20 protein-coding genes and 1 tRNA gene are annotated in these 20,594 nt (G+C 60.1%); 13 read left to right on the forward strand and 8 right to left on the reverse strand.

Annotation, left to right across the window (positions count from 1 at the left end; genetic code table 11):
* A complete protein-coding gene (locus WNY61_RS02770) occupies positions 1-474 on the forward strand; it encodes an SRPBCC family protein (RefSeq protein WP_342849918.1) in 474 nt (157 codons plus the stop codon).
* A gap of 18 nt (positions 475-492) precedes the next feature.
* Here the strand turns inward: WNY61_RS02770 and WNY61_RS02775 are convergent, their stop codons facing one another.
* Entirely contained in the window at positions 493-1,350 is an 858-nt protein-coding gene (locus tag WNY61_RS02775) for a prephenate dehydratase (protein WP_007118090.1), read from the reverse strand.
* Between the two features lie 154 nt (positions 1,351-1,504).
* Between WNY61_RS02775 and WNY61_RS02780 the strand changes: the two genes are divergently transcribed.
* The 5 genes from WNY61_RS02780 (at position 1,505) to WNY61_RS02800 (ending at position 7,952) form a co-directional block, all read left to right on the forward strand.
* Positions 1,505-2,005: a cytochrome c family protein gene (locus WNY61_RS02780; RefSeq protein ID WP_342849920.1), complete on the forward strand. Its 501-nt coding sequence runs from the start codon at positions 1,505-1,507 to the stop codon at positions 2,003-2,005.
* 231 nt (positions 2,006-2,236) lie between these two features.
* The gene (locus tag WNY61_RS02785; protein ID WP_342849921.1) at positions 2,237-4,168 is read left to right on the forward strand and encodes an extracellular solute-binding protein; all 1,932 of its coding nucleotides are present in this window, start codon (positions 2,237-2,239) and stop codon (positions 4,166-4,168) included.
* 9 nt (positions 4,169-4,177) lie between these two features.
* On the forward strand, positions 4,178-5,269 hold the full coding sequence (locus tag WNY61_RS02790; RefSeq protein ID WP_007118087.1) for a microcin C ABC transporter permease YejB: 1,092 nt from the start codon (positions 4,178-4,180) through the stop codon (positions 5,267-5,269).
* Entirely contained in the window at positions 5,269-6,375 is a 1,107-nt protein-coding gene (locus tag WNY61_RS02795; RefSeq protein ID WP_342849922.1) for an ABC transporter permease, read from the forward strand. The genes WNY61_RS02790 and WNY61_RS02795 overlap by 1 nt, the downstream gene beginning before the upstream one ends.
* A complete protein-coding gene (locus WNY61_RS02800; protein ID WP_342849923.1) occupies positions 6,372-7,952 on the forward strand; it encodes an ABC transporter ATP-binding protein in 1,581 nt (526 codons plus the stop codon). The genes WNY61_RS02795 and WNY61_RS02800 overlap by 4 nt, the downstream gene beginning before the upstream one ends.
* A 129-nt stretch (positions 7,953-8,081) precedes the next feature.
* Here WNY61_RS02800 and WNY61_RS02805 read toward each other — a convergent pair whose 3' ends face one another.
* Both WNY61_RS02805 and WNY61_RS02810 read right to left on the reverse strand, forming a co-directional pair.
* Complete coding sequence (locus tag WNY61_RS02805) at positions 8,082-9,557, reverse strand: D-alanyl-D-alanine carboxypeptidase family protein (protein ID WP_342849924.1); 1,476 nt, start codon at positions 9,555-9,557, stop codon at positions 8,082-8,084.
* Positions 9,558-9,823: 266 nt separating this feature from the next.
* The gene (locus WNY61_RS02810) at positions 9,824-10,531 is read right to left on the reverse strand and encodes an HAD family hydrolase (RefSeq protein WP_342849925.1); all 708 of its coding nucleotides are present in this window, start codon (positions 10,529-10,531) and stop codon (positions 9,824-9,826) included.
* A gap of 158 nt (positions 10,532-10,689) precedes the next feature.
* Between WNY61_RS02810 and clpS the strand changes: the two genes are divergently transcribed.
* From clpS to WNY61_RS02845, 7 genes are all read left to right on the forward strand, one after another.
* Positions 10,690-11,010 (forward strand): ATP-dependent Clp protease adapter ClpS, encoded by a 321-nt coding sequence (gene clpS / locus WNY61_RS02815; RefSeq protein WP_342849995.1) that lies wholly within the window; start codon positions 10,690-10,692, stop codon positions 11,008-11,010.
* Positions 11,011-11,013: 3 nt separating this feature from the next.
* On the forward strand, positions 11,014-12,006 hold the full coding sequence (locus tag WNY61_RS02820; RefSeq protein ID WP_342849926.1) for a class I SAM-dependent methyltransferase: 993 nt from the start codon (positions 11,014-11,016) through the stop codon (positions 12,004-12,006).
* 19 nt (positions 12,007-12,025) lie between these two features.
* A complete protein-coding gene (locus WNY61_RS02825) occupies positions 12,026-12,826 on the forward strand; it encodes an SDR family oxidoreductase (RefSeq protein WP_007118080.1) in 801 nt (266 codons plus the stop codon).
* Positions 12,827-12,939: 113 nt separating this feature from the next.
* Positions 12,940-13,016: transfer RNA gene (locus tag WNY61_RS02830), tRNA-Met, on the forward strand.
* Between the two features lie 138 nt (positions 13,017-13,154).
* Complete coding sequence (locus tag WNY61_RS02835; protein WP_342849927.1) at positions 13,155-13,586, forward strand: thioesterase family protein; 432 nt, start codon at positions 13,155-13,157, stop codon at positions 13,584-13,586.
* A gap of 75 nt (positions 13,587-13,661) precedes the next feature.
* The gene (locus WNY61_RS02840; RefSeq protein WP_342849928.1) at positions 13,662-14,630 is read left to right on the forward strand and encodes a Gfo/Idh/MocA family oxidoreductase; all 969 of its coding nucleotides are present in this window, start codon (positions 13,662-13,664) and stop codon (positions 14,628-14,630) included.
* Positions 14,627-15,562: an acetamidase/formamidase family protein gene (locus tag WNY61_RS02845; protein ID WP_342849929.1), complete on the forward strand. Its 936-nt coding sequence runs from the start codon at positions 14,627-14,629 to the stop codon at positions 15,560-15,562. Before WNY61_RS02840 ends, WNY61_RS02845 begins: the two co-directional genes overlap by 4 nt.
* A gap of 67 nt (positions 15,563-15,629) precedes the next feature.
* On the opposite strand, the gene WNY61_RS02850 is transcribed toward WNY61_RS02845, so the two are convergent.
* The 5 genes from WNY61_RS02850 to WNY61_RS02870 all read right to left on the reverse strand — a co-directional run bounded on the left by WNY61_RS02850 (position 15,630) and on the right by WNY61_RS02870 (position 20,566).
* Positions 15,630-17,309: an ABC transporter substrate-binding protein gene (locus tag WNY61_RS02850; protein WP_342849931.1), complete on the reverse strand. Its 1,680-nt coding sequence runs from the start codon at positions 17,307-17,309 to the stop codon at positions 15,630-15,632.
* A 235-nt stretch (positions 17,310-17,544) separates the two neighbouring features.
* On the reverse strand, positions 17,545-17,733 hold the full coding sequence (locus WNY61_RS02855) for a DUF2783 domain-containing protein (protein ID WP_342849932.1): 189 nt from the start codon (positions 17,731-17,733) through the stop codon (positions 17,545-17,547).
* On the reverse strand, positions 17,730-19,337 hold the full coding sequence (locus WNY61_RS02860) for an FAD-dependent oxidoreductase (RefSeq protein WP_342849933.1): 1,608 nt from the start codon (positions 19,335-19,337) through the stop codon (positions 17,730-17,732). Before WNY61_RS02860 ends, WNY61_RS02855 begins: the two co-directional genes overlap by 4 nt.
* Before the next feature lie 18 nt (positions 19,338-19,355).
* Positions 19,356-19,616, reverse strand: a complete 261-nt coding sequence (locus WNY61_RS02865) for a hypothetical protein (RefSeq protein WP_342849934.1) — start codon at positions 19,614-19,616, stop codon at positions 19,356-19,358.
* Positions 19,616-20,566: an MBL fold metallo-hydrolase gene (locus WNY61_RS02870; RefSeq protein WP_342849936.1), complete on the reverse strand. Its 951-nt coding sequence runs from the start codon at positions 20,564-20,566 to the stop codon at positions 19,616-19,618. The genes WNY61_RS02865 and WNY61_RS02870 overlap by 1 nt, the downstream gene beginning before the upstream one ends.
* Positions 20,567-20,594: the final 28 nt, after the last annotated feature.

A 20,594-nucleotide genomic window follows, 5' to 3' on the forward strand; every position in this document is an offset into this window, starting at 1 on the left:
ATGAAATTCTCGACCAAAGAAGACGTCGAAGCGCCGATTGAGGCGGTCTTTGACATGCTATGCGATTTTGAGAGCTTTGAGCGGTCCGCCATGCGGCGCGGGGCCGAGGTGCAGCGCGTTGATACCATGTCCAAGCCCGGCGTGGGCATGACATGGAACGCGGTTTTCCCCCTGCGCGGCAAACGGCGGGAGTTGACGATTGAAATGGTCACATTTGACCGCCCCAATGAAATGGTCATCGACAGTATGTCGCAGGGATTGGCCGGGCAGATGTCATTTGAGTTGATGCCCTTGTCGCGCAACACCACGCGGGTGCTGGTGGCGCTAGAGATCAAACCATTGAACCTGTCTGCCCGTCTTTGGGTGCAGTCGCTCAAGCTGGCCAAAGCGACTCTGAGCAAGAAATACAAAGAGCGTGTGGCCGAGTATGCCCGCGGTATGGAAGAGCGTCACGCCCGCAGCATTAAAGTCTAGGCGCAGCTTGATTGAAGCTTACATCCCGGTCGGTTCACCCCGTCCGGGATGTGCAGGGTAAGCGCCCAGAATCTCAAGCATATTGGTGAAGTAGCCCAATTCCTCCAGCGCGCGTTTGACAGCCGGGTCTTCGGGATGCCCCTCAATATCTGCGTAAAATTGCGTTGCGGTGAAAGACCCGCCAACCATGTAGCTTTCCAACTTGGTCATGTTCACACCATTGGTCGCGAAGCCGCCCATTGCTTTGTACAGGGCGGCGGGGATGTTGCGCACTTCGAAGACAAACGTCGTCAGCATCCGCTCGGCCCGACGGCTCAGGTCGATCTTAGGCGCCATGAGCAGGAAGCGGGTGGTGTTGTGGTCCATATCCTCAATATCGCGCGCCAGCACGTTAAGGCCGTTGATCTCTGCCGCGACCTCGCCTGCCAACACCCCATCGGTGCTGCCCTCGGTCGCGGCCAGTTCGGCAGCGGCCCCGGCGGAATCAGCCGCAGGCTCGGATGTGATGCCGTGTTTTTGCAGAAAGCTGCGGGCCTGTGGCAGCAGCACAAGATGCGCGCGGACATGTTTGATGTCGTCCATGGTCACACCGGGGCGCGCCATCAGCGCGATGCGTACCCGCACAAAGGCTTCGCCGATAATATGCAGCCCGCTTTCGGGCAGCAGGCGGTGAATATCGGCCACGCGACCATAGGTCGTGTTCTCAACCGGCAGCATGGCCAGCTCGGCGCGGCCTTCGTTTACGGCGCGGATCACCCCTTCAAACGACTGGCAGGGCACCGGCTCCATGTCGGGGCAGGCCTGAATGCAGGCCTCGTGGCTATAGGCGCCAAGGGCTCCCTGAAAGGCGATGCGCGGCGTGGTCTGGGCGGTCATGGATCGTATCCTGCTGCAAAAGGCGCGGGGAAGGGCAATTGGTCGCGGTAACTACACCTTGCCTGCGCCGAGGGAAAGCAATAGATACGCGGGCAACGATGCCAAGAACCGTGGCCCGGCCATGGTGCCAATACCAAGTGATGGACCCTGACGCATGTTCGATACAATGACCCTGACCAAAATCGCAGCCGGCGTATTCGGCGCCTGGTTGGTACTTCTGCTGGGCAAATGGGCGGGTGAAGAGATTTACCACGCCGATGCACATGGGGAAGCGTCCTATGTCATCGAAGTGGCCGATGCCGGTGGTGACGAAGGGGGCGAAGAAATCGACTTTGCCGCCGTAATGGCCGAAGCAGATGCCGACAGCGGCTCCAAAGTGTTCCGCAAATGCGCCGCTTGCCACAAAGTTGATGGCTCAAACGCCGTCGGCCCGCATTTGGACGGCGTTGTTGGCCGTGACATCGCAGCGGTTGGTGATTTCGGCTACTCCGGCGCGCTGTCCTCGATCGACGGCAGCTGGACCCCGGAAGAGTTGAGCGCTTTCCTCACCAGCCCCAAAGGCTACGCACCCGGCACAACAATGGGTTTCGCGGGTCTGCGTAAGGTCGAAGACCGGGCGGACGTGATCGCCTATTTGCAGAGCGTTTCTAACTGATACTACGCAGCATTGCGTGTGTGATGGCCGCCCCTCGGGGCGGCTTTTGCGTTTGGGAGTGCGGAGCCGCGCCGTGACCACCGCACCGATGGTATTTTCCTCTCCGTACAATGGCGCGGTTTGCTGCCGTTCAAGGACAACCTAACATATTCGCAACTTGTATCTTGGCGCGTCACAGCGTTAGCCTACATGACGCTACGATCCGGACTATGCCACCCCAAGGAGTGCCCTATGCCCCGTGCCCAAACCCGCGCCGCGACCCGTCCATCGGTCTTTGCCCCCCTCCCGCTATGGCTTATGACTATGACGCTTTCGGTGCTTGTGTTGCTGGCTGGTGCCGCGACGGCGCAGGAGCAAAAGATCATCAAAAGCCACGGTTATTCCTTTTATGGCGACCTGACCTATCCGGCGGATTTTAAGCACTTCGACTATGTGAACCCCGATGCCCCCAAGGGCGGGGAGATTTCGCTGCCCTTCGTCGGCACACTCGATTCGATGAACCCCTATTCCGGCAAGGGCAGGGCGCATCTGTTTTCGATTTTTGGGTTCGAAAGCCTGTTAGGTGAAGCTCCCAGCGGTGAGCCACTGCCTGCGGATGTCTATGGTGAGAGCTACTGTTTGCTGTGCGAAAGCCTTGAGTACCCTGAAGATAAATCTTGGGTGATTTTTAACATGCGTCCCGAAGCGCAGTTTTCTGACGGCACACCGGTCACCGCCCATGACATCGTATTTTCGCACAACTTGCTGCTGGACGAAGGGTTGAAATCCTACGCCGACGCCGTGCGCAAGCGCATCCCCAAGGTTGAGGCGCTGGACGATCACACGGTTAAATTCACCTTCGCCGACGATATCTCGCGCCGCAGCTTGATCGAGACGGTTGGCGGGGTGCCCGCTTGGCCGAAAAAATGGTTCGAAGAGACCGGCAATGGTCTGAAAGACAGCTGGATGGACCCGCCCCCCGGCTCGGGCGCCTATATGGTCGAAAGCGTCGATCTGACCAAACGCATCGTGCTGAAGCGCAATCTTGACTATTGGGGGAAAGACCTGCCGATCAACCGGGGCCGGATGAATTTTGACCGCATCCGGCTTGAGATTATCAGCGATGATACCTCTGCGTTTGAGGCGTTCAAAGCGGGCGAATACACGTTCCGTGCTGAGGGCGATTCCAAGAAATGGGCCACCGGCTATGACTTCTCCAAAGTAACCGATGGCGATATCGTGAAGGCGGAATTGCCTGACGGGTCGCCCCCGACGCCTTCGGGGATCATCTTCAACCTTGGCCGCGAGGCGCTGCAAGACCGTGCCGTGCGCGAAGCCGTTGCGCTGATGTTCAACTTTGAGTGGACGAACGAGTCGCTGCAATACGGGCTGTTCAACCACCGCGCCTCCTTTACCCAAGATACGCCGCTTATGGCGCAGGGTGCACCCGAAGGGGCGGAGCTGGCACTGCTGGAAAGCCTTGGCGATCTTGTGCCTGCTGAGCTGCTGAACGAGCCTGCGGTCGTACCGCATACCTCTGACGCCAGTCGTTTGCTTGATCGTCGTAATGCGCGGCAGGCCTCCAAGCTGCTCGAAGAGGCCGGCTGGACCGTGCAGAACGGCATGCGGGTCAATGATGCGGGCGAACCGTTGCGGCTGAACTTCTTGATGAACTCCTCCGGCTCGCCGACGATCTCTGCTGTGATTGAGAATTTCGTAGGTAACCTGCAGTCCATCGGCATCGACGCCCGGTTGGAGAAGGTCGACAGTTCGCAATACACCGCCCGTGAACGCGACCGCGACTACGACATGATCTATGACGCCTATGCGGCGTTCCTCGGCACCGGCACCGGATTGGCGCAGCGCTATGGGTCCGAGGCGGCTGAGTTCTCGCTCTTTAACCCAGCCGGACTGGCCAGCCCACTGGTGGATGCGATCATCGACGCGTCGCTCGATGCTGATACGGCAGAGGAAGAAGACGCCGCGCTTATGGCGCTCGACCGTGCGCTGCGGCATGAGTTCTTCATGATTCCAACATGGTACAACGACAGCTATTGGGTCGCCTATTACGACCAATACGACCACCCCGAAACGATCCCGCCCTACGCTTTGGGCTACCTTGATTTCTGGTGGTACGACAAAGAGGGCGCAGAGCAATTGCGTGCCTCAGGCGCCTTGCGGTAAAGCGACCTCATGGGTGCTTATATTCTCAGACGGCTGTTGCTGGTGATTCCGACGTTGCTCGGCATCATGTTGGTTAACTTTGCCTTGGTGCAATTCGTCCCCGGTGGCCCGGTAGAGCAGGCCATCGCCCGTATTCAGGGCGGTGGGGATGTCTTTGGCGGCTTTGCCGGGGGCAACAATGATGCCGGGGTCGATACTATGGCGCGGGGGTCTGACAGCACCTATGTCGGTGCGCGCGGGCTGCCGCCTGAACTGATTGAGGAATTGGAAAAGGAATTCGGTTTCGACAAACCACCTGTTGAGCGCTTCTTTCACATGCTCTGGAACTACATGCGTCTGGATTTTGGGGAGAGCTACTTTCGCTCCATCGGGGTCATTGACCTGATCAAGGAAAAGCTGCCTGTATCGATTACGCTGGGGCTGTGGTCCACGCTGATCGCCCACTTAATCTCGATTCCGCTCGGCATTCGCAAGGCGGTCCGCGACGGAAGCCGGTTTGATACTTGGACATCGGGTGCGATCATCGCCGCCTATGCGATCCCGGGCTTCCTGTTCGCTATTTTGCTGCTCGTACTCTTTGCGGGTGGATCATACTGGCAGGTCTTCCCGCTGCGCGGTCTGACGTCGGATAATTTCGATAGCCTTAGCCCCTTGGGAAAGGTGGCCGACTACTTCTGGCACATCACGCTGCCCGTGCTGGCCTCGACCATCTCGGCTTTTGCCACGTTGACGCTGTTGACCAAGAACAGCTTTCTCGATGAAATCAAAAAGCAATATGTCATCACCGCCCGCGCCAAAGGGCTGTCGGAAAGCAAAGTGTTATACGGACATGTGTTCCGAAACGCGATGCTGATCGTGATCGCCAGCTTTCCGGCAGTGTTCATCTCGGTTTTCTTTGGTGGCTCGATCATCATCGAGACGATCTTCAGCCTTGATGGTCTGGGCCGCTTGGGTTTCGAGGCCGCCGTGGCACGGGACTATCCGATTGTATTCGGCACGCTGTTCATCTTTGGCCTCATTGGCCTCGTCGTCGGCATCTTGTCGGACATGATGTACGTGCTCGTCGATCCCCGTATTGATTTTGAGAAGAGGGAAGGCTGATGGCGCTCTCCCCCCTGAACCAGCGCCGCTGGCGCAATTTCACCGCGAACCGGCGGGCCTATTGGTCGCTGTGGATTTTTGCGATCCTGTTCGGCATTTCGCTGTTCGCCGAGTTCGTTGCCAACGACAAGCCGATCTTGGTCAGCTACCGCGGCGAATATTACACGCCGATCTTCAACTTCTACCCTGAGACCGCCTTTGGCGGCGATTTCCAAACCGAGGCCGCCTACCGCGACCCGGAGGTGCGCTGCCTGATCGCCACCGGCGGGCTGGATGCCTGTTTCGACGATCCTGAGGGCTATATCCTTGACGCCGAGGATGGCGAGGTTGAAGGCGAAGCAATCGACAAAGGCTGGGCGATTTGGCCGGTCATTCCCTATTCCTTCAACACCGCTGTGGACCGCCCCGGCGCCGCGCCGCTGCCGCCCAATGGACAGAACTGGCTGGGCACCGATGGCACTAAACGTGATGTGATGGCGCGGGTGATCCACGGTTTCCGACTGTCGGTGCTGTTCACGCTGATCGTGACGGGGGCTGCCTCTGTCATCGGCATTCTGGCTGGCGCGGTGCAGGGGTTCTTTGGCGGCTGGCTCGACCTCATCTTTCAGCGGATCATTGAAATATGGTCGTCGACGCCCTCGCTCTACGTCATCATTATCATGTTTGCGATTTTGGGGCGAAGTTTCTGGCTCTTGGTGATCCTTCTCGTCCTGTTCTCATGGACCGCGCTGGTGGGCGTGGTACGCGCCGAATTCCTGCGTGCGCGTAACCTTGAATATGTCCGCGCGGCGCGTGCGCTTGGTGTGGGCAACGGCACGATCATGCTGCGCCACATGCTGCCCAACGCGATGGTGGCCACGCTGACCATGCTGCCGTTTATCATCACTGGCACGATCTCAACTCTCGCCACGCTGGATTTCCTCGGCTTCGGCCTGCCATCCTCGGCCCCGTCGCTGGGTGAGTTGACGCTGCAAGCTAAACAGAACCTGCAAGCGCCTTGGCTGGCCTTCTCGGCCTTCTTTACCTTTGCCATCATGCTGTCGCTGCTGGTCTTCATCTTTGAAGGCATTCGCGACGCATTCGACCCCAGAAAGACCTTTTCGTGACTGCGCTTTTAGACGTCAAAGACCTGCAAGTTTTCTTTCGGCAGGACGGGCAACTGATCCCGGCGGTGCGCGGTGTCAGCTTTGCTGTGAACCGCGGGGAGACAGTGGCGCTTGTGGGCGAGAGCGGCTCGGGCAAGTCAGTCTCAGCACTCTCGACAGTCTCGCTATTGGGCGATTCTGCGCAGGTTAGCGGGTCGGTCACCTATGATGGGCAAGAGATGATCGGCGCGGATGCCAAGCTGCTGCATAAGGTGCGCGGCAACGACATCTCGTTCATTTTCCAAGAGCCGATGACCTCGCTCAATCCGCTACACACGATCGAAAAGCAGTTGGCGGAATCGCTGGCGCTGCACCAAGGTTTGCAAGGGGCCGAAGCGCGCGCGCGGGTGCTGAGCTTGCTGGAGCAGGTTGGCATCAACGATGCGGAAAGCCGCATGGGGGCCTATCCGCACCAGTTGTCCGGTGGGCAGCGGCAGCGTGTGATGATTGCCATGGCGCTGGCCAATAAGCCCGACATCTTGATCGCGGACGAGCCGACGACGGCGTTGGACGTCACCATTCAGGCGCAAATTCTTGATTTGCTGAAGGACCTCAAGGACGAGATGGGGATGGGGCTTTTGTTCATCACCCACGACCTTGGCATCGTGCGGCGCATCGCGGATCGGGTATTTGTGATGCAAAAGGGCGTGGTGGTCGAAGAGGGGCCGACGGCCGAGATTTTCGGTAACCCCCAGCACCCCTATACCCGCAAGCTGCTGAGCGCTGAGCCTACCGGCTCGCCCGAGCCTGTTGCTGATGATGCACCCGAGGTGTTGCGCACCGAGAACCTCAAGGTGTGGTTTCCAATCCAGAAGGGGCTGTTGCGCCGCACCGTGGGCCATGTGCAGGCGGTCAATGACACCAGCCTGTCGGTTCGCGCCGGGGAGACTTTGGGCATCGTGGGCGAAAGTGGGTCTGGCAAGACCACGCTGGCGCTGGCGATCATGCGGCTCATCGGCTCGGAAGGGGAGGTGACCTTTCGCGGTGAGGATGTGCGCAAATGGTCCACCCGGCAGCTGCGCCGCCTGCGCGCGGATATGCAGATCGTGTTTCAAGATCCCTTCGGCTCGCTCAGCCCGCGTATGACCTGCTTTCAGATTATTGCTGAAGGGCTCGCGATCCATAAGGTCGACAAGGGCCGCGACCGGCGTGAGGTGGTGGCGGAAGTGATGACCGAGGTCGGGCTAGACCCCGTCACCATGGACCGTTACCCGCATGAATTCTCGGGCGGCCAGCGCCAGCGCATCGCGATTGCCCGCGCCATGGTGCTGCGGCCCAAACTGCTGGTATTGGACGAGCCGACCTCGGCGCTTGATATGACGGTGCAAGTGCAGATCGTCGATCTGCTACGGCGTTTGCAGGTGAAGTACGGGCTGGCTTATTTGTTCATCAGCCACGACCTCAAGGTCGTGCGTGCCATGTCGCACAAGGTGATGGTGATGAAGCGCGGGGATGTTGTGGAATATGGCGATGTCGACGCGCTTTATGACAATCCGCAGACCGAATACACACGGGCCCTGTTGCAAGCCGCAGGATAAGCAGGCGTCGCTGTCTATCGAGAGGTAGCGGGGGCGCTGCCCCCATCGCGCCGGGGGCGCGATTCCCCCGCGGGTATTTTTAAAAGGATGAAGATGGGTCGGGCGGCGCTTGTGTGTGGGTTGTGGGCCTCAGCCTTCGCTTGGCCCAATCATGAAGCAGCTGACATTGCGTGCAGCCAGTCGGCGGCATGCTAGATCAGCGCTTTCGCGCGACATGCCAAGGAAGTTTGCGTCATAGCCCTGTGGGCGCTGCACCACTTTGCGCAGGGTGCCGTCTAGGGTCGACATCTCGGCCAGGGCGGTTTTCAGGAGTACTTTCTCGGCTGCATAGCGGCTGGGGAAGCGGCCCACGTTTACCCCCCAATGGCGGCTGCCAGAGGTTGAGACACGGGTCACGATTTCCTGTTCAACTGCTTGTTGCACGGCCAATGTCACGTCCTTGGGGCGTGGTTCGGGGCGGGCAGACGCTTGGGCCGATGCAATAACGATTTCCGCGTCTTTGCTTTGCGGCGCAGTAGCAGGCGCGGCTGGCGGCGGTGGGGCGGTTTGGACCGCTTCGCGCAGCGCCGCCGTGATGTCGCTGTTTGAAACGACACTGGTTGCTTCAGGCGCTGTGGCGGTTGCTACGACAACGACGTCGTTACGGGGGCGGAGCTGGGGGCGTTTGGAGGTCGTGACGGCCCCCACAAGGCGGATCGTCTTGCCCGCGGCACCGGGGGCGGCGGGCGCGTCTTCGACATCAGCATAGACCGGCGGGACGGGCTTGCTCAGTGGGGCAGAGGAGGGCGCGCGGCGGAAGCCTAGGTCCATCAGCTCGGCCACTTTGGCGTTGCGCGATGCGGTGGAATTTCCGCCAAACACGGTGACGATGATCCGCTCATTGCCACGCTCTGCCGAAGCGGTCAGGTTGAAGCCCGCAGCACGGGTGTAGCCTGTTTTGATCCCGTCGGCCCCTTTGTACGACCCCAGGAACCGGCGGTTTGTGTGGGACACTTTGCGTACACCCGCATCGGCGGTGATGCGCGAGAAGAGGTTATAGTACTGCGGGTAATCATAAAGCAGATGACGGCCCATGGCTGTCATATCGCGCGCGGTAGAGAGGTGGCCGTTCTCGGTAAGCCCGTGCATGTTCTTAAAGGTGGTCCGCGTCATGCCGAGCTGTTTGGCGGTGCGGTTCATCCGGCGGGCAAAAGCGGCCTCAGAGCCCTCAATGGCTTCGCCAATTGCAGTGGCGGCATCGTTGGCTGATTTTACGGCGGCGGCGCGGATCAGGTAGCGCAGGGCGATTTTCTGGCCCGGGCGCATCCCCAGTTTGCTGGGGGGTTCAGATGCAGCGTTTTGGGAAATGGTGACTTGGGTATCGAGGGAAAGCTCCCCCCGCTCTACCGCCTGAAAAGCGATGTAGAGCGTCATCATCTTGGTCAGGGAGGCGGGGTGCAGGCGGGTGTCGGCGTTCTCTGCGTGAATTTCTTTACCGGTGCGGGCATCGATAACATATGCGGCGTAAGGCGCGGCCATGGCGCTGAGCGGTAAGATGACCAAAACCCAGAATGCTGCGAATAGAAATAGCCCGTAACGGGCCGGCTGAATGCGCCGAGCCTTCATGTTAGCCTGCCTTTTTTACTGCCTCGAGTCGCCGATTTTCGACTGACCATTTTTTGATTGGTTTAAAGGTAGCACAGGAGGGTGCTTCGCGGAAGCCGTCGAATCTTAAGGACAGGTGAAAAAATGACGGATCTCTCCTCCAATATGTAGAGGCTTGTTCACGATCACCCACTATAAGCGGGAATAAGGCGGGAATAAGGCGTGATTTAGGCGGCAACTGGGCGGATGCGGGGTGGACTTACAATCGCCACCCGAGCGCTGGCGACTCACCCCGAGGTGATCTGTTTCAACGCCTCTGGCAGCCCCGATAAATCGCTAATTTCAGCGAAACGGGGCGAATTGGTTGGCGGTTCGGCATGTTCCATTGCCCAGGTCAGATCATGCGGCACATAAACGCCCCAGCCCCCTGCTTCGATCATCGGGCGCACGTCTGAGGCCAGAGAGTTGCCGACCATCAGCCCCTGCGCGGCCCCTTCGCCATGGTGCTCAAAAATGCGGCGATAGGCGGCTTCAGTCTTGTGAGAGACGATCTCGACCGCATCGAACATCTCTCGCAGGCCTGATTGCGCCAGTTTGCGTTCTTGATCTAGCAGGTCGCCCTTTGTCACCACGATCAGCCGATATTGGCCCTTCAGGGTTTCCAACACGTCTTCTACATGGGGCAGCAGTTCAATCGGATGGGCTAGCATCTCGCGCCCGGCGGCGAGCAGATCGTTGATCACCTCAGCAGGAACTTTGCCGTCTGTCACCTCGATCGCGGTCTCGATCATCGACAGGGTGAAGCCTTTGATGCCGTAGCCATAATGCGGCAAATTGCGCCGCTCGGCCTCCAGCAGACGGGCCATCAGGTGGTCGCGTTCACTATGTTCTGCCAGAAGGGCTGCAAAACGGTCATGGGAGAGTGCAAAGTAGCGCTCATTATGCCACAATGTGTCATCCGCATCGAAACCGATGGTGGTGAGTACCCCGCTCATATGTGCTGCCTCTTTCCTAAATTGGTTCAGGGGTTATATAGACGGCTGCACGATGAACAAGCTTACCCCCAGCCGCAGGAGCAGCAATGCACCGTGACGACGTGAAAGCAGATTGGACGATCCAGGTAGCAGACCGGCCCGCGCCGGGCTGGTTGATGATGGCCAATGGCCCGAAAAACGGCGACGACACCGAGCTGTTGACCAAGACGCGTCCCAAGACCAAACGCCCGCCGCTTTATAAAGTGATGCTGCTGAACGATGATTTCACCCCGATGGAATTCGTGGTGCATGTGCTGGAGCGGTTCTTTGGCCTGAACCACGCGCAGGCGTTTGAGATCATGCTGACCGTGCACAAAAAAGGTCTGGCCGTGGTTGGCGTCTTCAGTCACGAGATCGCGGAGACGAAAGTGGCGCAGGTGATGGATTTCGCCCGGCGTCACCAGCATCCGCTGCAATGCACTATGGAAAAAGAAGAATAACACGTGATTGATCCGCGACTGGAACTGGCCCTGAACGGCGGTGGGCTGGAACTGCCCGAAACAGGCACGATTGCCGTATTTCAACCCCCCGTTGATGCTGATTTGGCCGATTTGCCGGTGGATCGTTGCAAGATTATCCACGATTTCAAGCCTGCCTATGATGCTTGGACCGCCCGCGGTTACGACGCTGCGCATTCGGTCGAGGGGCGCTATGCCGCCGCGATTGTCTGCCTGCCACGCGCCAAACACGAGGCCCGCGCGCTGATCGCCCAAGCCTGCGCGGTGAGCGACGGCCCGGTGGTGGTCGATGGACAAAAGACCGATGGCGCGGATTCGATCCTGCGCGAGATGCGCGCGCGGGTGACGGTTCAGGGGCCGATCTCAAAGGCACATGGCAAGCTTTACTGGATCGATGCCAGCGGCAGCGATTTTTTCACCGATTGGGAAGCGGGCCCGGCCCAGACCGAAGCAGGCTTTTGGACCGCGCCGGGGGTCTTTTCGGCGGATGGGGTTGATCTGGCCTCGGCGCTCTTAGTCGATGTGCTGCCCGATAACCTTGGGGCCGAAGTGGCTGACTTGGGCGCGGGCTGGGGGTTCCTTTCGGCGCATATCTTGACGCGGCCCAAGGTGAAGACGGTGCATCTGGTCGAGGCGGGGCATCTGGCATTGGAATGCGCACGCCATAATGTGACCGACGACCGCGCCGTGTTTCATTGGGAGGACGCCACCGAATGGCAGCCGCCGCACCGGATGGACACCGTCGTGATGAACCCGCCTTTCCACACCGGTCGCGCCGCCGAGCCGCAGATCGGTCAGGCCTTTGTTGCCGCCGCCGCGCGTATGCTGTCGGGACAGGGTGACCTGTGGATGGTTGCCAATCGGCATTTGCCCTATGAGGCGGAACTGAAAAAACGCTTTGCGCAGGTGGCGGAGCTTGGGGGCGATGCGCGGTTCAAACTGTTCCACGCCACCCGCCCGCTGACCCGTCGCCGCTAAGCCTTTAGGGGGTATCCCGATGTCTTTCTCGATTTCCGGCAAAACAGCCATTATCACAGGCGCGGCAGACGGCATCGGCCTTGCCATTGCCCGACATCTGGCCGACCGGGGCGCCAATGTGATGTGTGCTGACTCCAACGAGAAAAAGCTGATGGAGGAGTTGGGCGATACCCCGGATGAGGGCAACATCCGCGTTTTCGCTGGCGACTTGCGCCAGCGGCTGACCATTGCCAATCTCGTTTCAGCGACCATCGACGCATACGATCAGGTCGACATCCTCGTGAACGCCTCGCGGCAGGTGATGCCGACCGATCCGCTGGATGTTGACGACACCTCTGTCGAGACGCTGTTGCAGCAGAACCTGATGACAGCGCTGCAACTGTCGCAGCAGGTCGCGCGGCGCATGATGAAACAGGCCGAAGGCCAGACCGAGGGGCAGGTGGGGTCGATCATCAACCTCAGCTCCATCGCGGCACAGCGGCACCAGCCGGATATGATGGGCTATGCCATCGCCTCGGCGGGTGTGCAGCAGATGACCCGCTCTCTGGCGCTGGTACTGGCGCAGCATCGGATACGGGTGAACGCGATCTCCTTCGGATCGGTGATGAGCGCGTCGCTGCGCGCAGCTGTGGCCGACAACCGCGATTGGCGCGAGGACATACGCGCACATACGCCACTGGGCCGCATTGCGGGGCCGAATGAGCTTTGTGAGGCTGTTCAGTTCCTCGCCGCCGAAAGCTCGGGCTTTATGACGGGTGAGATTATGACCATCGACGGCGGGCGTACGCTGTTGGATGTGGTCTCGGCGCCCGCGCACTGAGGGGAGCCGTCTTGAGCGGCACGCGGCGTCGCGGCATTTTTATAAGGCAAAATCACGATGATCCGGTTTTCGCCCTTGACCCCAATGCGAAGCTGTCTTATCCGACGCGCCACGGCGTTATAGCTCAGTTGGTTAGAGCGAACGACTCATAATCGTTAGGTCCCTGGTTCAAATCCAGGTAACGCCACCATCCTCTCCCTTGTTTCATATGAACATTCGACTTTTGGTGTGCTGTTTGCCCTCGGGTTGCACGCCGTGCTGGAAGGGATAGAAGATAGCCAACGTCCCGCGCGGCACTGCGTAGGCCTGAGCAGATGAAGGCAGCCTTATGACCACGGAAAACTTCGTTCACGAGATCAACGTCACCTGGGGCGATTGTGACCCGGCGCAGATCGCCTATACCGCGCGGCTGCCCTATTTCGCGCTCGATGCGATCAACGCGTGGTGGGAGGCGCATTTCGACGGCGACGGGTGGTTCCAGCTTCAGATCGACCGCAACATCGGCACGCCTTTCGTGAACCTTTCGATGGATTTCCGCAGCCCGGTTACCCCGCGCCACAAGCTGATGTGTGAGACCTACCCGACCCGACTGGGCAACAAGTCTATCACCTTCGGCATGAAGGCCCGCCAGAATGGGGTGCTGTGCTTTGAGGGGTCCTTCACCTGCGTCTTCACCATCGCTGATGTGTTCAAAAGCCAATCTGCGCCGGAAGAGTTGGCCCGCGTGATCGAGCCTTTGGTGCGCGCCGACCTCGCCTAAAACAAGCGCCTCGGGCGCAGTTGAAGTTCCCCCAAATGCAGCGTCTTATCGCGCTGTAAAATGAGGGAGATTCAGATGGCGATCAGGACTGCGGTAATCGGATTGGGGATCATGGGCCGGCGCATGGCCGAGAACATGGCGCTGCACCCTGAATTCACGGTCGCCACCATGTGGGATCCGAACCCTAACGCCTGCGAGGCTGCACGTGCCATCGCGCCCGGTGCGGCGTTGACTACCACGGCCTCTGAGGCGATGGCCGATGTCGATCTGGTCTATCTCGCCTGCCCCCCGGTGCCCCGCAAAGCCTATGCTCTCGAAGCTGCCGCTGCGGGCAAGGCGATATTTCTTGAAAAACCTCTCGGCGTGGATATCGCCGAAAGCCGCGCGCTGGTGGCCGAGTTGGAAGCTGTAGGCGTGCCTGTGGCGGTCAACTTCACCCAAGCGGCAGGGGCGGCGCTAACCGATCTCTCGCGTGCGATCGACGAAGGCGCGCTTGGCGACCTCTGCGGCATCGATATCATTGTGACCTATCCCGCGTGGCCCCGCGCGTGGCAGCGCGATGCGAACTGGCTGCGCTTTGCCGCTGAGGGGGGGATGACCCGCGAGGTGATCTCGCATTTCTTGTTCCTCAGCGAACGGGTGCTGGGGCCGCTGACGCTGCAATGGGCTCATACCGAATACCCAGATGACGAACTTTGCGAAACCCACGTGGCCGCACGGCTGGTCAATGCCAAAGGGCTGCCGGTTTCGATCCTCGGCTCTGTCGGCGGCGCGCAGCCAGATCGGCAGGAAGTGACGGTAAAAGGGGCGACAGCCAGCCGCCGCATCTCTGAGTTTGCGATTGATACGGTCTCCACCGGTGAAGAGTTCGCCCCCACCAATTCCGCCCCCACCGATACCCGCGCGAGCAGCCTTAAAGCGCAGCTTGACGATATGGCGTTGCTGATCGCGGGCAAGCCAAACCGGCTTGCCACGCCACAAGAGGCGCTGCGGGTTCAGGTGTTGATCGAAGGTATTCTAGCGAACGAAGGAACAAATTCATGACCGCGACACTTAATGCAGCACCCGAGACTTGCCATTGGGGATATTTTGAAGCCGCGCGCCCGGCCGCTTTGACGATCAAAAGCGGGCAGGAAGTGATCATCAACACCGTCTCCGGCGCAGCCAATTGCCTGCCGCCTGAAGGCTTCCATGTGCCGCCCGAACTTCACGACATTCACAACGCTGGCCCGCCGCCGCTGCCCGGTCACATCCTGACCGGCCCGGTGGCCGTCGAAGGCGCGATGCCCGGTGATGTGCTCAAGGTTGATATCCTTGATGTCGCGCTGCGGCAAGACTGGGGGTATAACTTCATTCGCCCACTGGCAGGCACGCTGCCGCAGGATTTCAATGAGAGCTATCACACAAACATCCCGCTTGACGCAAAGCGGGGCATCGCGCGGCTGCCTTGGGGGCTGGAACTGCCCTTGGCCCCGTTCTTTGGCGTCATGGCCGTGGCTCCACCGCCCGAATGGGGCCGGATCGCCACCATTGAGCCGCGCAAGCATGGTGGTAATCTTGATAACAAGGAACTGGTCGCGGGCAGCACGCTGTACCTGCCAGTGTTCAACGAAGGGGCGTTGTTCTCTTGCGGGGACGGACATGGCGCGCAGGGCGACGGTGAGGTCTGTGTCACCGCGATTGAGACCGCGCTGCAAGGCCGTTTTCGCCTGACGGTCCTGAAGGACCGCACGCTTTCCTATCCTCAGGCAGAGACGCCGACGCATGTCATCACCATGGGCATGGCCCCTGACCTTGACCGCTGCGCTGAGATGGCTCTGCGCGACATGATCGCGCTGGTGTCAGAGCGCGCGGGCATCAGCCGCGAGGACGCCTATGTGCTGTGCTCTCTGGCCGGGGATCTGCGGATCACCCAGACGGTCAACCGTGAGAAGGGCGTTCATATGATGATGGCGAAAGACCTGATCGGCGGCTGAGGCTACACTCTACAAAGACAAAGGGCCGCATCGCTGCGGCCCTTTCGCGTTTCTAGCTAGTGGTAGATTACTCTTCTGCCCAAGCCATCCGCGCCGGGTGATATTCAAACCCGATGTGGTGACCTGCGCCAACCAGACCCTCGCGGGTGTGGTTATAGAGCGAGCGCCAGTAGGGCTGGATCGTGACGCCATCGTCCTGCAGCATCTTCTGCCCGCGGGCCATGATCTCACGCCGTGCGTCGACATCGGCTGTGGCCAGTGCCTCAGAAAGCAGCGCGTCGAACTCAGGGTTGGCATAGCCAAACTCGTTCCACGCCTCGCCCGAACGGTAGGCCAGCGCCCAGATTTGCACGCCCAAGGGCCGCGCGTTCCAGTTGGTGGACGAGAAGGGATATTTCACCCAGTCGTTCCAAAAGGTCGAGCCGGGCAGGATGGTCCGCTTTACCTTGATGCCCGCGTCGCGCAGCTGGGCCGCAACGGCGTCGGTCGTGTCTTTGCGCCACGCATCGTCGATCGAGAAGAGCTCATGCTCGTAGTCAGCCATGCCGGCTTCTTCCATCAGCGCGCGAGCGGCCTCCGGGTCGGTCTTGGGCGGCTCGATCTCTGCGTATTCGGGGTGCATTGGGCCAACATGGTGGTTTTCGGCCACGATCCCGCGCCCGGCATAGCCCAGTTCCAGCAGAACGGCGTTATCGACCGCAAGTTGCAGCGCATTGCGCACGCGCTTGTCTTCATAGGGCTTCTTGCCGTCGATTTCGGCCAGCTGGTTGGGGCGGATGACGATGGTCGCCGCAGAGGCGATTTCGTTCTCGTTCCAGCCGTCGAGCGTGCTCATGACGTCGATATATTCGCCTTCCATGGAATAGAATGCGTCAACCTCTTCGGCTTCGGCTGCGGCGATCCATGCGGATGGGTCGGTGCCATAGTCGATGTATTCAAGACGGTCGATGTAGGGCCCACCGAAGACTTCTGTGCCCCACCACGTATGGTCGGGGTTCTTCACCAGCACGCTTTTCACGCCCACTTCGAGCGATTCCGGCAGGTAAGGGCCGGTGCCCTTGGGGTTGTCCAGCATGGTATCTGGGTCAAACCCTTCGGGTGTGATTGCGGCAGGGTAATCGGCCATGCCGGGGATCAAAGTGATGTCTGATTTTGGCAGCTTCAGCTTAACCGTGTGGTCATCGACCACTTCAATCGCGCCGTCGATGGCTTTGCCAGTCTCTTCGTCGACCAGCGTGCCGAAACGGCCCGCCATGGAGTTGCCTTCGAGCGACTTGTCGCACCAACCTTCGATGTTGCGCGCTACGTCTTGGGCGGTGAAATCGCTGCCGTCGTTCCACTTTACGCCCTTGCGAACGTTCAGCGTGTATTCGGTGGCGTCATCATTGATCTCCCAGCTTTCCAGCAGGCCGGGGGTGAAGGTGCCGTCATTTTCCCAAATCGCGAGATATTCCAGCCAGCCGCGGCTGAAGTTGGCGATCTGCGACCAGTCGTAGGTTCGCGGGTCTTTCAGAGCACGCACCTCCATTTGCATCCGCACAGTGCCGCCTTCTTTGAGGTTGGCATGGGCTGCAGCGCGCGCAGGCGCAGCCATGCCAAGCATCGCGTAGGCCGTGGCGGACGTGGCCCCGAAGGCGCTGGCAATTGCTAGAAACTCGCGCCTATTGACGGGATCTTTCTTGGCGTTCTCGGCTGAATTCAGCACGGATTGCGGCAGCGGTTTTCCGGTGCGTGTCAAAAATTTCATGATTTTCCTCTCTGTTGGCGCGGTGGCCGGGGCCGCCGCAAATCCCGATTTTTGGTCGGGCCAGGTGATGCAGTTGATCTGCGTTTATATCGCCTCTTGAGATGGGCGCGGGGTGTTAGTCTGCCGATCAGGCGTCTTGCGTCAAGTCTGTCGCGGGATGTTGGACACAAAGCTAGCGCAGGATGTCGGGCCGACAAGCGGGATATTTATGGAAAATATTGGGCAGACGAGCGGCTTACGTCAATCTGCGCGCTGCTTTAAAAAGCGCCTCAAGCCGTGCGGGATCGCCGACCTCATTTGCCAGCATCAGAACCAATCGTGCATTCAGGGAATGGCTTTCGGCTTCGCTCAGCCCTTCGTGCGCGGCCATTAAGGCCGCATAAACGCTATCGCCTTCGGTCCCGAGATTGTCATCAAGGATCATGCGGCGGCTCCTTTTGCGCGGTCAAAGGCTCGGGCGATTGCGGCCCTGTCGGGCTGATCAAAGACGGCACAAACATGGCCATCGGGGCGCAGCAGATAGAGGAACCCGCTGCCATAGCGCCGCTGCGCGTGGCCTTGGTGATCTTCAAAGCAGCGATAGCGGTCATGGGATTGGCCGATGCCGATGCGGTCAACGCCTGGAACTTCGGGGGCCGCAATCTCTCCGACTGCCAGCAGGGTGAACTGCCCATGCACTTCGCGCAGCAGGCAGCTGTCCCCCCGCGCCCCGATCAGCGGCGCGTCGATCAGTGCGCTGCCGGGGCGTAGCGGCGCGTCGCCAGCGGTTTGCAGCGGGCTGTGCGCCAGAGAGCAGGGTTGCGACAGGCGGCCTGAATTGATCAGCTTGCGCGCAAAGGGATGTTCTGAGGCAAGGGTCAGCACCTCATCGCGAAACAGCGCTTCGATGGGTGATTTTGGCGTCATAAAGTTCGTCGCACGGGCGGAGTTGCGCATGTTCTCATCCGCGCCATGGCCGCGCTCAATGTCATAGGTCTCGATCAGGCTGGGTCGTGCGTCGCCATGAACCACGGCGGCAAGCTTCCAGCCAAGGTTATCGACATCCTGCACCCCGCCATTGCCGCCCCGCGCGCCAAAGGGGCTGACTACATGCGCGCTGTCGCCGACAAAAATAACGCGGTCATGCACGAACTTCTCCAACCGTGCGCAGCGAAACTTGTAGACGCTCATCCAGTCCAGCCGGAAAGGCGCATCGCCCAGCATCTGCTTAAGGCGCGGCACGACCTTCTCTTCGGTCGCCTCGGCCTTTGGGTCGGTCTCTGACCCCAATTGAAGGTCGATGCGGTAGATATTGTCGGGCTGTTTGTGCAGCAGGGCGGATTGGCCGTTGTGGAAAGGCGGGGCGAACCAGAACCAGCGCTCGGGCGTGTCATGATCGCCGAAGGGAGAGGTTTCCATCTCCACATCAGCGATTAGGAAATGCTCGTCGAATGTCTGACCCTCAAAGGGCAGGTTCATGCGTTTGCGGGTGGCGGAGCCTGCGCCGTCGCAGGCGATGTACCAGTCGGTTTCCAGCGTATATGGCCCGTCCGGCGTCTCAACCGTCAGTTCGACGTGATCGGTGTAGCCTTTGTGGTCGGTGACCTTGTTGAGAAACCGCAGGTCGATCAGATCGGGGAAATCCTGCGCACGTTCTACAAGGTACTCTTCGACATAGTATTGCTGGAGGTTCACAAAGGCCGGGTATTTATGGCCCGGCTCTGGCAGCAGGTCGAAGTTGTAGACCTCTCGGTCGCCGTGAAACTGACGGCCCACTTTCCAAGTCACGCCTTTTTCCAGCATCCGCTCCCCGATGCCCAGACGGTCGAAAATCTCAAGCGTCCGTTTCGCCCAACAGATCGCGCGTGAACCTAGGGAGACCACGTTGTTGTCGTCCAGCACCACGGACCTCACGCCCCGCATGGCCAGGTCCACCGCCATCGACAGGCCGATGGGGCCAGCTCCGACAATCACCACTGGATGCCGCGGCTCGGGCGTGGTGAGGCCGGGCGGCGGGCTGTAGGGGAATGGGGTGTAGGCGTAGGCCATCGATGGGCTCCTTCGCACTTAGGTCGCGAGCGCACGGGCGGCAAGTATGGCCAGCAGAGTAAGCGTCGCCCAGACCAACCGCCAACGCGCTCTGTGCTGCTCAGAAGAGCGTAGCCAATGCAGCCAAGCCTGCCCCTCGTCGCGCAACCCGCCAAAAACCTGTCCACTGCGCCGTCCCGCGTCGCGGCGCTGTTCCATCACCATGGCGAAGACAAGATAGGCCCAAAAGGCCAAGGCCAGCACCAACAGCACGTTGAGGATCGCGATCAGCATGTCCATCAATCTGACAGCGCCTCCCACATCTCCTTATCGCGTGCGGCGGTCCAAATGCGCGGGGTGTCGATGTCGAGCGCTTCGTCATAGGCGCGGGCGACGTTGAAGGGCAGGCAGTGCTCATAGATCGCATAGTCGCCGAACTTGGGGTCACATTCGGCGCGCACGGCGTCCCATGCCTCTTTCAACGTGCCGCCGCGCAGGGCCACGCGGGCTGCCGGGCGGTAGGTTGAGCGGACGAAATCAGCGGTGCTGTCGATCGCCGCGTTGACCATCTCGCGGCCAATGAGCGCGTCGCCGCGACCCGGTGCGATGGCATCAAGGTCAAAGGCGCGGATGCGTTCCAGCGTGCCGGGCCAGTCGTGGAAATGCCCATCCCCGCAATAGCAGGCGGAGTGGTATTCGACGATGTCGCCGGTGAACATGACGTTTTGATCCGGCACATAGATCACCGCATCACCCGCCGTATCGGCGCGACCAAGCTGCATGATGTCGACCCGGCGTTTGCCGAGATAGACACTCATCCGCCCGTTAAAGGTGGTGGTGGGATATGTCAGGCCGGGGATGCTTTCATGGCCTTCGAACAGACGCGGGAAACGCTCGAACTCGCTGTCCCAATCCTCCTGCCCGCGTTCGGCGACCATAGCGCGGGCCTTTTCGGACATGATGATCTGCTGCGCGCCAAATGCAGACGCCCCCAACACGCGTACGGCGTGGTAGTGGGTCAGCACCACATGGCTGATCGGTTTGTCGGTGACAGAGCGGACGCATTCAATGACCTTATTCGCCAGACGCGGTGTGGCCTGCGCTTCGATGATCATCACGCTGTCGTCGCCGATGATGACGCCAGAGTTCGGATCGCCCTCGGCGGTGAAGGCGTAAAGTCCCTCTCCGACCTCGGTGAAGGAGATTTCCTTTTCGGTCATGTCGCCTTGGGATGCGAATTGCTTGGCCATGTGATGTCCTTCTGTCTTGGTTTGCCTG

It is taken from the genome of Sulfitobacter sp. AS92 (assembly GCF_038900015.1).
In the GTDB taxonomy this organism is placed as follows: Bacteria; Pseudomonadota; Alphaproteobacteria; order Rhodobacterales; family Rhodobacteraceae; genus Sulfitobacter.